Annotated in this window: 15 protein-coding genes; 10 read left to right on the top strand and 5 right to left on the bottom strand. The window is 23.6% G+C overall.

Annotated elements, in window-relative coordinates; all coding sequences use genetic code 4:
* Positions 1–14 precede the first annotated feature (14 nt).
* Complete coding sequence (locus tag AAHM96_RS01940; RefSeq protein ID WP_342273433.1) at positions 15–986, top strand: 3'-5' exoribonuclease YhaM family protein; 972 nt, start codon at positions 15–17, stop codon at positions 984–986.
* A gap of 66 nt (positions 987–1052) precedes the next feature.
* On the opposite strand, the gene AAHM96_RS01935 is transcribed toward AAHM96_RS01940, so the two are convergent.
* The gene (locus AAHM96_RS01935; RefSeq protein WP_342273432.1) at positions 1053–1673 is read right to left on the bottom strand and encodes a hypothetical protein; all 621 of its coding nucleotides are present in this window, start codon (positions 1671–1673) and stop codon (positions 1053–1055) included.
* Between the two features lie 104 nt (positions 1674–1777).
* On the opposite strand from AAHM96_RS01935, the gene AAHM96_RS01930 reads away from it, so the two are divergent.
* The 9 genes from AAHM96_RS01930 to AAHM96_RS01890 all read left to right on the top strand — a co-directional run bounded on the left by AAHM96_RS01930 (position 1778) and on the right by AAHM96_RS01890 (position 9268).
* Complete coding sequence (locus AAHM96_RS01930; protein WP_342265776.1) at positions 1778–2755, top strand: IS3 family transposase; 978 nt, start codon at positions 1778–1780, stop codon at positions 2753–2755.
* 321 nt (positions 2756–3076) lie between these two features.
* On the top strand, positions 3077–3700 hold the full coding sequence (locus AAHM96_RS01925; RefSeq protein WP_342273037.1) for a DDE-type integrase/transposase/recombinase: 624 nt from the start codon (positions 3077–3079) through the stop codon (positions 3698–3700).
* A 220-nt stretch (positions 3701–3920) separates the two neighbouring features.
* Positions 3921–4544: a DDE-type integrase/transposase/recombinase gene (locus AAHM96_RS01920; RefSeq protein ID WP_342272751.1), complete on the top strand. Its 624-nt coding sequence runs from the start codon at positions 3921–3923 to the stop codon at positions 4542–4544.
* A 160-nt stretch (positions 4545–4704) separates the two neighbouring features.
* Positions 4705–5112 (top strand): hypothetical protein, encoded by a 408-nt coding sequence (locus tag AAHM96_RS01915; protein ID WP_342273431.1) that lies wholly within the window; start codon positions 4705–4707, stop codon positions 5110–5112.
* Positions 5081–5947: a hypothetical protein gene (locus AAHM96_RS01910; protein WP_342273430.1), complete on the top strand. Its 867-nt coding sequence runs from the start codon at positions 5081–5083 to the stop codon at positions 5945–5947. The genes AAHM96_RS01915 and AAHM96_RS01910 overlap by 32 nt, the downstream gene beginning before the upstream one ends.
* A 131-nt stretch (positions 5948–6078) precedes the next feature.
* Positions 6079–6381, top strand: a complete 303-nt coding sequence (locus tag AAHM96_RS01905; protein WP_342273429.1) for a hypothetical protein — start codon at positions 6079–6081, stop codon at positions 6379–6381.
* 338 nt (positions 6382–6719) lie between these two features.
* The gene (locus tag AAHM96_RS01900; RefSeq protein WP_342273428.1) at positions 6720–7136 is read left to right on the top strand and encodes a hypothetical protein; all 417 of its coding nucleotides are present in this window, start codon (positions 6720–6722) and stop codon (positions 7134–7136) included.
* A 177-nt stretch (positions 7137–7313) separates the two neighbouring features.
* Complete coding sequence (locus tag AAHM96_RS01895) at positions 7314–8291, top strand: IS3 family transposase (protein WP_342272762.1); 978 nt, start codon at positions 7314–7316, stop codon at positions 8289–8291.
* Between the two features lie 353 nt (positions 8292–8644).
* Positions 8645–9268 (top strand): DDE-type integrase/transposase/recombinase, encoded by a 624-nt coding sequence (locus tag AAHM96_RS01890; RefSeq protein WP_342273427.1) that lies wholly within the window; start codon positions 8645–8647, stop codon positions 9266–9268.
* Between the two features lie 4 nt (positions 9269–9272).
* On the opposite strand, the gene AAHM96_RS01885 is transcribed toward AAHM96_RS01890, so the two are convergent.
* The 4 genes from AAHM96_RS01885 to AAHM96_RS01870 form a co-directional block, all read right to left on the bottom strand.
* Positions 9273–9734: a copper homeostasis protein CutC gene (locus tag AAHM96_RS01885; RefSeq protein ID WP_342273422.1), complete on the bottom strand. Its 462-nt coding sequence runs from the start codon at positions 9732–9734 to the stop codon at positions 9273–9275.
* Positions 9735–9752: 18 nt separating this feature from the next.
* Positions 9753–10928 carry a methionine adenosyltransferase gene (gene metK / locus AAHM96_RS01880; protein WP_425288773.1) on the bottom strand — a complete coding sequence of 392 codons (1176 nt, stop codon included), beginning with the start codon at positions 10926–10928 and terminating at the stop codon, positions 9753–9755.
* A gap of 11 nt (positions 10929–10939) precedes the next feature.
* Positions 10940–11821 carry an alpha/beta fold hydrolase gene (locus AAHM96_RS01875; RefSeq protein ID WP_342273425.1) on the bottom strand — a complete coding sequence of 294 codons (882 nt, stop codon included), beginning with the start codon at positions 11819–11821 and terminating at the stop codon, positions 10940–10942.
* Positions 11822–11947: 126 nt separating this feature from the next.
* On the bottom strand, positions 11948–12775 hold the full coding sequence (locus AAHM96_RS01870; RefSeq protein ID WP_342273419.1) for a TIGR00282 family metallophosphoesterase: 828 nt from the start codon (positions 12773–12775) through the stop codon (positions 11948–11950).
* Positions 12776–12789 lie beyond the last annotated feature (14 nt).

The following is a 12789-nucleotide window of genomic DNA, read 5'->3' as shown; positions in this document are numbered from 1 at the left end:
AAAGGAACTAAAAAATGACTGTAATTAAAGATATTAAACCTAATAATGTTTTAAGTTTAGTAGTAATTATTAATCGAGTAATTCAAGGTGTTGCTTCTAACAATACTAATTATTTAAACTTACAATTACAAGATAAAACTGGGACAATTTCAGCAAGAATTTGAGACGTAAGCAAAGAAACTATTGAACAATTAACAATAGGACAAGTAATTAAAATTGAAGCAAATAGCATTAATTATAATAATGAAATACAACTAAAAATTAATAATTGAACTATTATTACTAATCCTAGTGAATATTATGATTTATTACTTACACAAGCACCAATTAATATTATTGAAGCATGAACTGAAATTAGTCAAACAATAAAGGAATTTAAAAATCCAATTTTAAAAAAAGTATTAATCCAATCTTTTAATAAAAAAAATATTGATGATTATAAAAAATGACCAGCAGCAGTTAAAATGCATCATGCTGTTCAAAGCGGTTTATTATGACACTCAGTAACAATGCTAAGAATGGCAAAACAAGTAGTAGCACTTTATAATGATCGTAATATTAATAGTGAACTATTATATGCAGGAATCATTATGCATGATTATGGAAAAATGGTTGAATTAAATAATAATCCTATTAGTTCATATACACTATCAGGTAAAATGATTGGTCATATTTCATTAGGTGCAATGCAAGTTACACTTGCTTGTAAGGAATTAAATATTAACTTAGAGGAAGAAATCGTAGTTTTATTACAGCATCTAATATTAGCTAGTCATGGTAAATATGAATATGGCTCACCTGTCTTACCAAAAACAATAGAAGCTGAAATTTTACATCATTTAGATAACTTAGATGCAAAAATCTATGCAATTGATGAAGCGTTGGTTAATATTAATGTTGGTGAATCAACTGCTCGTATTGCAAGTATTGAAAATAGAATGTTTTATAAACATCAAAATTTAAAGGAAAATAATAAAAAAGTTTAAATAATAAAAACTCTCTTTTAATTAAAAGAGAGTTTTTATTATTTATCATAAATTTTAATAAATTAATTAATTTATATTTATTTTTATAGGGTAAAAATAACCAGTTTCTGTATTACCATAAAAAATCAATACATTTGCTTCTTTATCTGTTTCTTTATCTTTAAATCAATCATTAGGTACTGGCTCTTTATTTTTATCATAAATTTCATTTTCATTTCTAAGCTTATTAAAATCAATTTTTTCTTTATAAATACCTTTTAATAATAATTTAATAACTAATTCTGAATCTTTTTGTAATTTTTTTAATTTATTTATAACATCTGTTACGGCTTCTTGTTTATTTATGGTTGCTTTAGTTGAACTTGGTGGTGCTAATGAAGCGAATGGCAAAGTTGTCTTTGAAAAATAATTTTGCATATCACTATCTGAAATAATTGTTTGCTTAGTTATATCAATCATTGTTGAACCTTGATAATTCGGATCATTTGAATTACTACTTATTTTGACAACTATTTTAGATACTTTTTCAAGTTCTTGTTTATTGTTTGTTATTTCTTGATTATTTTCGTTATAAAATTGAAGTTGATAACCAGCAGCTAATGGTGTTGACTTAAATTCATCAAAACTATTTATATTACTAATTAATTCTTTATAACTTTTACTTGGATGCCACTTGCCACTTGCCACTTAGCCCTTTTTACTAGACCATTAATTTAAAAAACCTGAATGTATTCTAAAAACAATTGTGTTATATAATTAACACTAATTTTAACCTGAAAGGATTTTTATTAATGGATAAAATTAAACAAATAGCATTAGTAATTAACAAATTAAATATCAAAGAAAAAATTAAAATTATTGATGATTGTAAAAATCAATATTCAATTAGAAACCTATGTCAATATCTTCAATTAAACAGATCAACATATTACTTTTTAAAAAATAAACAAAAACCTATTAAAAAAGAAGAAAATCATATTATTAAATGCAATCATAAATATCAAAAAATATGCCAACTTTTAATCGAATTTCATTCTACAAGAAAAGGCAGAATTTATGGATATTTAAGAATTTTTTCAGCTTTTAAAGAGTGATTAAAACAAGAAAAAAATATCATTTTAAATATAGAATTATCAATAAAACAAATGCGAAAAATTATGAAAGAACACAATATTCAAGGATTAAAACAAACTAAAAATAACTATCCTAAAAACAAAAAAAATCCAAATAAGTGAATACCTACAATGGATAAAGTAAACAAAGATTATAAAAGTACAACCTCTTCAAATCAAATTTGATCAATGGACACTAAACAAATAAATACTAAAGAAGGATGATTATATCTTTTTGTAATTATTGATTTTTATTCAAATAATGTTGTTAGTTATAATATTGCTCCTAATAAATCATATCAGGATTTAATTCTTCCTGCTCTTGAAAAAATCAACAAACAATTTTCTTGAAATCAAGTAAAAAATGTTATTTTACATTCAGATAACGCCAACGAATTTTATTGTCAAGATATCACAAAATGAGCAGAGGATAAACAAATAATTTTAAGCAAAAAACAACCTTATGATATTGGTGGTAATGTATTATCTGAAAACTGATTTTCTCATTTATCTCAAGAATGACTACCTAAAGGATCAAATCAATATTTATCCATCAATGAAGCTATAAATGATGTAAATCAATATGTTATGTTTTATAATTATGAAAGAATACATTCTAAATTTCTAAAACCACCAATTTTACAAATTAAAATTTAGAATTTTATATCAAAAATGGTCCAGTAATTAAGGGCCAACCACCGTAAAAATCAATATTCAATTAGAAACCTATGTCAATATCTTCAATTAAACAGATCAACATATTACTTTTTAAAAAATAAACAAAAACCTATTAAAAAAGAAGAAAATCATATTATTAAATGCAATCATAAATATCAAAAAATATGCCAACTTTTAATCGAATTTCATTCTACAAGAAAAGGCAGAATTTATGGATATTTAAGAATTTTTTCAGCTTTTAAAGAGTGATTAAAACAAGAAAAAAATATCATTTTAAATATAGAATTATCAATAAAACAAATGCGAAAAATTATGAAAGAACACAATATTCAAGGATTAAAACAAACTAAAAATAACTATCCTAAAAACAAAAAAAATCCAAATAAGTGAATACCTACAATGGATAAAGTAAACAAAGATTATAAAAGTACAACCTCTTCAAATCAAATTTGATCAATGGACACTAAACAAATAAATACTAAAGAAGGATGATTATATCTTTTTGTAATTATTGATTTTTATTCAAATAATGTTGTTAGTTATAATATTGCTCCTAATAAATCATATCAGGATTTAATTCTTCCTGCTCTTGAAAAAATCAACAAACAATTTTCTTGAAATCAAGTAAAAAATGTTATTTTACATTCAGATAACGCCAACGAATTTTATTGTCACGATATCACAAAATGAGCAGAGGATAAACAAATAATTTTAAGCAAAAAACAACCTTATGATATTGGTGGTAATGTATTATCTGAAAACTGATTTTCTCATTTATCTCAAGAATGACTACCTAAAGGATCAAATCAATATTTATCCATCAATGAAGCTATAAATGATGTAAATCAATATGTTATGTTTTATAATTATGAAAGAATACATTCTAAATTTCTAAAACCACCAATTTTACAAATTAAAATTTAGAATTTTATATCAAAAATGGTCCAGTAATTAAGGGCCAACCACCGAAAATCATATTATTAAATGCAATCATAAATATCAAAAAATATGCCAACTTTTAATCGAATTTCATTCTACAAGAAAAGGCAGAATTTATGGATATTTAAGAATTTTTTCAGCTTTTAAAGAGTGATTAAAACAAGAAAAAAATATCATTTTAAATATAGAATTATCAATAAAACAAATGCGAAAAATTATGAAAGAACACAATATTCAAGGATTAAAACAAACTAAAAATAACTATCCTAAAAACAAAAAAAATCCAAATAAGTGAATACCTACAATGGATAAAGTAAACAAAGATTATAAAAGTACAACCTCTTCAAATCAAATTTGATCAATGGACACTAAACAAATAAATACTAAAGAAGGATGATTATATCTTTTTGTAATTATTGATTTTTATTCAAATAATGTTGTTAGTTATAATATTGCTCCTAATAAATCATATCAGGATTTAATTCTTCCTGCTCTTGAAAAAATCAACAAACAATTTTCTTGAAATCAAATAAAAAATGTTATTTTACATTCAGATAACGCCAACGAATTTTATTGTCAAGATATCACAAAATGAGCAGAGGATAAACAAATAATTTTAAGCAAAAAACAACCTTATGATATTGGTGGTAATGTATTATCTGAAAACTGATTTTCTCATTTATCTCAAGAATGACTACCTAAAGGATCAAATCAATATTTATCCATCAATGAAGCTATAAATGATGTAAATCAATATGTTATGTTTTATAATTATGAAAGAATACATTCTAAATTTCTAAAACCACCAATTTTACAAATTAAAATTTAGAATTTTATATCAAAAATGGTCCAGTAATTAAGGGCCAACCACCCTAATTGTAAAATACACAAAATTTGATAACATGTAGTTGTTATCAAATATATAAGTTTTAACCCATTACTTTTATGCCAAAGTAAATGGGTTTTAATGTTTAAAAGGAGATATTATAATGGCAACAATAAATAAGACAAAATCTCAAACATATAATTTTCTATCAGAAAATAAAAACATAGAAGATATTAAAAAGCAAGCAAACATTGAGATTAGAAAAAAAAGAAGACATGGTGGAAAAACATTTAAATTAATTGTAATTAATAATACTAATAATCAAATAATTAATGACGACTTATCAGAAAACGAAATATTTTATGATACTTATGATACTGTAGATGATTTAAATGATATTTTAGCAGAAAAAATATTAAAATTACAAACAACAATTCAAAAACAAACTCAGGAAATTCAACAACTTAAAAAAGAAAATGAAAAATTAAAACAAAGCAATATTAATTTTGATAAGTTTAAATATAATGCTTTAACAATTTATGATGAAAAACAAAGAAAAAAAAAATATTAATAAAATTCATGAAGAAATTTTACCAATTGAAGATAAATTATTTTTTATAATAACTTTAATTTATAATGATGGATCAATTTTTGAAGAAATAATATATTTTGATAATAATGAAAAAAATGAAATTGAAGTTTGAAAACAAGCTAAAAGATATCAGAATATTGAAGAATATAAAAAAAATACTTGTTTAATTGATAAAAAAAATCAATTTTTAAATAAAATAACAGTAAAAGATTTTTTAAAACAACAACAAGATTTTAAACTAAAACCAACTAAAATTGAAAGAACTTTATGATATATTTTTACAGCAATTGCTGTATTAGCTGGCATATCTACTTTCATAGGTGTCATAATTCTTTTTTTTCCAACTGTAGCTGTTATACCTACTGTAGCAATAGGATTAAAAGTTGTAGGTACACTTTCTAGTATTAGTTTTATAAGAATATTTGCATCATTGTTTTCTTCTGCAACAAGAAAAGTTGATGTATGATTTGGTAATAAACTTTATAAAAACAAAGAACAAAAAGAGAAAGAAAAAAAAGAACGTCAATCAATAATTAAAAATTTATCAACTGATAAATTAGAAACTAAATTACAAACACAATATGAAATTTTAAAACAAGAACTAGATAACAAAAAAGAAAAAAATCCAGACCAACTAATAAATAAAAACATTATAAATCATAATTTAAATAATATTTCTCAAAATCTAAATATTGAATCTGAAAATCAAAATTTTGATTCATCTGTACGAGATACAATAAATCAACAAGAACAACAACCTTCAACAAGTTCAAATCATAACTGAAATAAAGTTAAACGCTTATTAACAACATAATTAATTAACAATTCTAATGAAAGTGATTATTTATTATTTTTTTAACATTTTTAGTTTTAAAAATATATAATTTTTTGTGAGTATTTGAAGGTAGAAAAAATATTCAAAAAATAATAAGGGAGAAGACAAACATGCCATGAAAACCATATGACAAATGAAGTCAAGCTGAAAAAGATGCACATGCTAAAAATGCTGATAAAATAAATAAAGCTTGAGCAGAAAAAAACGAACGTGAAAGACGAGAAAAAGTTGCCAATACTCTTGCATTTGAAAAAGAAGACACTATAAAAAAAGAACAAGAACAGTTGAAAGAAGTATGAACAGAAAAACAAAAAGTTGGTAATTCTTTGGGATTCAAAGAAATTAAAAAAATAAATAATGAAGCTTCAACAAGTAAAAATCAAAGTTCTAGTAGTAAATCACAAAAAATGTAAATTTTAAATACTTTAAAACTGCACAATTGTGCAGTTTTTTTTAGCAATTTTATTTGTATAATTTTAATGAAAATATTTAACATAAATAAGTGTTAAAATATAAAATAAAATTGTTATAATTAAATTGTTCTTATTTTTTATAGAACAAAACAATTTTAAAAAATGAATATAAAATTTAAATATAAACACAAATTTCAAATAACCTTTAAAACTTTTAGTTCCTTATTTTATACAGGAATTTTTTTTGTATAATTTATTTATATAAAATTAATACATGTTTTTAACTCACTACTTTAATTTTAAAGTAATTGAGTTTTTATTTTGAAAGGAAAGTTTAGATGAAAGATAAAAAGAAAGATTTACAAGAAGAAATTGAAATTTTTGAAAATGAAATTATAAAATTAGATGAAAAAATAAAAAACATAGTTTTAGAAATAGAACCACTACATAAAGAATTAGAATTAAATTTAAATAAAAAATCAGTTATCAAAAAATACGCTTTTTTAAATGTAATTAGTTTTGGATTATTTAATTTTTTAAAAAAGAAAAAATTAAATCACAAAATTCAAGACAATAATACAAAAATTAAATATTTGATGGGCGAAATTAGTCATTTTGATGACAAAAAATCACAAATAAAAACTAAAATAATCGAAAAATATGAAAAAATAGCAAACATAATTTTTGATAAGAATATGAAAGAGAATTCTATTAAAAATGATAATAACCAAAAACAAAGAAGTAATTCAATTTAAAAATTGGATAATGTTTAATAAATATTACGATAAACTGCTCCATTTGAGCAGTTTATTTTTCGGTGGTTGCCACTTAGCCCTTTTTACTAGACCATTAATTTAAAAAACCTGAATGTATTCTAAAAACAATTGTGTTATATAATTAACACTAATTTTAACCTGAAAGGATTTTTATTAATGGATAAAATTAAACAAATAGCATTAGTAATTAACAAATTAAATATCAAAGAAAAAATTAAAATTATTGATGATTGTAAAAATCAATATTCAATTAGAAACCTATGTCAATATCTTCAATTAAACAGATCAACATATTACTTTTTAAAAAATAAACAAAAACCTATTAAAAAAGAAGAAAATCATATTATTAAATGCAATCATAAATATCAAAAAATATGCCAACTTTTAATCGAATTTCATTCTACAAGAAAAGGCAGAATTTATGGATATTTAAGAATTTTTTCAGCTTTTAAAGAGTGATTAAAACAAGAAAAAAATATCATTTTAAATATAGAATTATCAATAAAACAAATGCGAAAAATTATGAAAGAACACAATATTCAAGGATTAAAACAAACTAAAAATAACTATCCTAAAAACAAAAAAAATCCAAATAAGTGAATACCTACAATGGATAAAGTAAACAAAGATTATAAAAGTACAACCTCTTCAAATCAAATTTGATCAATGGACACTAAACAAATAAATACTAAAGAAGGATGATTATATCTTTTTGTAATTATTGATTTTTATTCAAATAATGTTGTTAGTTATAATATTGCTCCTAATAAATCATATCAGGATTTAATTCTTCCTGCTCTTGAAAAAATCAACAAACAATTTTCTTGAAATCAAATAAAAAATGTTATTTTACATTCAGATAACGCCAACGAATTTTATTGTCACGATATCACAAAATGAGCAGAGGATAAACAAATAATTTTAAGCAAAAAACAACCTTATGATATTGGTGGTAATGTATTATCTGAAAACTGATTTTCTCATTTATCTCAAGAATGACTACCTAAAGGATCAAATCAATATTTATCCATCAATGAAGCTATAAATGATGTAAATCAATATGTTATGTTTTATAATTATGAAAGAATACATTCTAAATTTCTAAAACCACCAATTTTACAAATTAAAATTTAGAATTTTATATCAAAAATGGTCCAGTAATTAAGGGCCAACCACCTATCAAAGAAAAAATTAAAATTATTGATGATTGTAAAAATCAATATTCAATTAGAAACCTATGTCAATATCTTCAATTAAACAGATCAACATATTACTTTTTAAAAAATAAACAAAAACCTATTAAAAAAGAAGAAAATCATATTATTAAATGCAATCATAAATATCAAAAAATATGCCAACTTTTAATCGAATTTCATTCTACAAGAAAAGGCAGAATTTATGGATATTTAAGAATTTTTTCAGCTTTTAAAGAGTGATTAAAACAAGAAAAAAATATCATTTTAAATATAGAATTATCAATAAAACAAATGCGAAAAATTATGAAAGAACACAATATTCAAGGATTAAAACAAACTAAAAATAACTATCCTAAAAACAAAAAAAATCCAAATAAGTGAATACCTACAATCGATAAAGTAAACAAAGATTATAAAAGTACAACCTCTTCAAATCAAATTTGATCAATGGACACTAAACAAATAAATACTAAAGAAGGATGATTATATCTTTTTGTAATTATTGATTTTTATTCAAATAATGTTGTTAGTTATAATATTGCTCCTAATAAATCATATCAGGATTTAATTCTTCCTGCTCTTGAAAAAATCAACAAACAATTTTCTTGAAATCAAATAAAAAATGTTATTTTACATTCAGATAACGCCAACGAATTTTATTGTCAAGATATCACAAAATGAGCAGAGGATAAACAAATAATTTTAAGCAAAAAACAACCTTATGATATTGGTGGTAATGTATTATCTGAAAACTGATTTTCTCATTTATCTCAAGAATGACTACCTAAAGGATCAAATCAATATTTATCCATCAATGAAGCTATAAATGATGTAAATCAATATGTTATGTTTTATAATTATGAAAGAATACATTCTAAATTTCTAAAACCACCAATTTTACAAATTAAAATTTAGAATTTTATATCAAAAATGGTCCAGTAATTAAGGGCCAACCACCAACACCTAATTTTACTAATTGTTCTAAAGCTTGTTTTTTATTAAAAATTTCATCAAAAGCACGATGAAAAGTTATTTTTAAAGGCTTTGCTAATTTAATAATTTCACTCATTCTTTCAACATCAATATTATTATCTTTAGTTAAAATACCACAAACAATACCTGATGCATGAGTTGTTTTAATAAATTCAATATCTCTTTTAAAGATTTTAAAATCATTATCAGTAACATTAAAACCATTATTATTATTTCTAACCATAACCATTACTGGTTTCAATGAAATTTTACATGCTTCAGCAATCAATTCATAACTTGGAGTATAACCACCAAATTCCATAGCAGTACAAAGTTCAACTTGATCAGCTAAAGAATTATTAATTTTTTCTATATCTTTTAAAGATGTAGCTATTACTTCTAAAAACATAAAATATTTCTCCCCATCTTATTTTTTTGGTAAATAAGTTTTCAATAAACTAACTTTATCTAATTTCTCTCAAGGTAATTGTAAATCATTTCTACCAAAATGACCATAAGTTGATAATTGTTGATAATTTTGTTTCAATAACTCTAATTTATCAATCATAGCACTAGCAGAACAATCAAAGACTTGATAAATTATTTCTGTTAATTTTGCCTCTGTTAAACCGGAAATAATAGTTTGATGAGTATTAACAAATATTGCAATTGGTTCAGGAGTTCCAATTGCATAAGCTAATTGTACTTCACAAATCTTTGCTAAGTTAGCAGCAACAATATTTTTAGCAATATACCTAGCATAATAAGCACCAGTTCTATCAACTTTAGTGGGATCTTTTCCTGAAAAAGCTCCCCCACCATGACAAGCAGCTCCACCATAAGTATCAACCATTAATTTTCTTCCTGTTAAACCAGTATCACCAGCAGGTCCACCAATTACAAATTTACCGGTTGGATTAATTAAATATTTAAAATCAAGATTTAAATGATATTTATTAGCAATATATTGCATAATTTCTGTATGAATAAATGTTTTAAATTGTTTTTCATCATAATTTGCTTGATGTTGAATGCTCATTAAAATAGTATGTATTTTTAAATTTTTAGGGTCTTCTTGATCAATAGAAACTTGCGCTTTCATATCAAGAAGTGCATACTTAAATTTTTTTTCCTTTCGTAATTTTGTAGCTCGTTTAATTAATTCATGTGCTAAAACAATTGCTAATGGCATATATTCTGATGTTTGCTGACATGCATAACCAAACATTATTCCTTGATCACCAGCACCAATTTGATGATTTTTTAATTCAACACCTTGTAAAATATCAGGTGATTGTTCATGAATTAACACTTTAATTTCACAAGTAAAGCCATTGAATCCAATTTCATCATTTATATAACCAATTTCAGTAATAACTTTTCGCGCAATTACTTGATAATCAACTTGAGCGTGACTATGAACTTCACCACCAATTAAAACAAAATTTGTAGTAATAAAAACCTCACATGCTACTTTGGCATGTGGATCTTGTTTTAAAAAAGCATCGAAAATTGCATCAGCAATTTGATCGCAAATCTTATCAGGATGACCAGGAGCAACAGACTCACTAGTAAAAAGAGGATGGGTAATATTAGGTATTAATTTCATATTTTTTAACCTTTCTCAAGTAAAATATTTTTTGTAATTCATGGCATAATTTCATTATCAAATATATCTTTAATATTAGGTTCATTAATTAAAGCATGTTTACCATCAAAAATAAAAACATAACTATGATGTTTCTTCCAATATTTTTTATTAATTTTAAGTTGATGAAAATCACTAAATACATCATCAGCGCTTTGCAAGATTAACGTTGGAAGTTTTGAATTACTAATTTCCATTATACTTTTTTTATTAATTTTTTTAAATTGTAGTAAAAAACGTAATGATCAATTTTGACGATTACTATATCTTTGATTTATATTAGTAATATGAGCATTATTACTAGAAATATCTTGATTTTCAACATAGATTGGCATTTGAATATTAGAATTAAAAATAAAAGCAAAACAAAAACAAATAATAAAACTTAATGAAAATTGATAAAGATTTTTTTTAGTTACTAAATTACTAGTAATTAATGCTGATACTTGTGAATTATTTTTAACAGCATGACTAGCAATAGCTGCGCCTAATGATTCACCAAAAACAATAATTTTTTGATTGGGATATTTAGATTTTACTGCACTTATTATATCTTTTAAATCATTAATATCAGTACCTAATGATTTAAATTTTCAATCTTGTCCATTTTTACCATTACCTCTTCGATCATAAGTAATCAAAGATAGTTGTGATTTTTTACAAAAAGAACTTAGTAATTTAAAATCATCTTTTTGACCTTGCAAGCCATGAGCACCAATAATAATGACTGTACTTTTATCAACCATTTGCTTAAATAATTTTACTTCATAACCATCACGTAAAATAATTACCTTTTCTCGTATTTCAGCAGCTTGTTGTACATGAACATTGTCTTTAATTTTTGCCATTAATAAAATTCTTAAAATTACTAATATACTAATCCCAATTAAAATCGAATATAAACCATTTTGCTCAGTAAAAAAATTAGCATTGTTTCATATCATGTTAAAGTTAGTCCCTTCCTATATTTCTAATTATTCGTAAATTTTAAAATTAGGTGCTTGTGGATGAATAAAAATACGTTCAATTTTTTGTGCTTTATTTGTTTCATCATTAATAGTTAATAAAACAGCTGAAAATTGACCTTCACCATCTGCTGGACTAAATTTTGCTGGCATACTTTTTTTATCACGAATAATAACTTCTTCAGCTTTAGCACCAATAATAGAATAAAACGGACCTGTCATTCCAACATCACTAATAAAAGCGGTACCTTTTGGTAATAAACGATTATCTGCTGTTTGAACATGAGTATGAGTTCCTACCACACAAGTAACTTGACCATCAAAATTTCAAGCAAAAGATAACTTTTCCGCTGTTGCTTCAGCATGAAAATCAATAATATGAATGTCACTTTTTTCTTCACTATTTTGTTTATCAATCGTAATAAGTTGTTCAAGAGCAAAATAAGGATTATCAGATTTATCCATGAAAGTACGACCAATTAAGTTTGTTACACGCACTTTTTTATTACCAACTTTAACTAAAATTGTACCATTACCTGGATGATAAGGATTATAATTTAAAGGACGCAATAAATCGGGAGTTGTATTAATATACTTAGGAACATCAGGATGACCAAAAATATGATTACCGGTAGTAATAATATCAATACCAGCATTTTTTAATTCATCATAGTGTTTTTTACATAATGATTTACCATGCGTAGTATTTTCACCATTCGCAACTACTAAATGAATCTTAAATTGATTTTCATATTCCTTTTTTATTTTAGGAATTCAATATTTAACCATTTGTCTACCAACAATACTGTAAATATCACCAATTATTAAAATTTTCATTAATTTCCACCTGC

Origin of the sequence: Spiroplasma endosymbiont of Acasis viretata, from assembly GCF_964031275.1 — a bacterium.
In the GTDB taxonomy this organism is placed as follows: domain Bacteria; phylum Bacillota_I; class Bacilli_A; order Mycoplasmatales; family VBWQ01; genus Spiroplasma_E; species Spiroplasma_E ixodetis_A.
The sequence above is the reverse complement of the archived record's forward strand: the minus strand, read 5'-3'. Positions and strand labels throughout refer to the sequence as shown.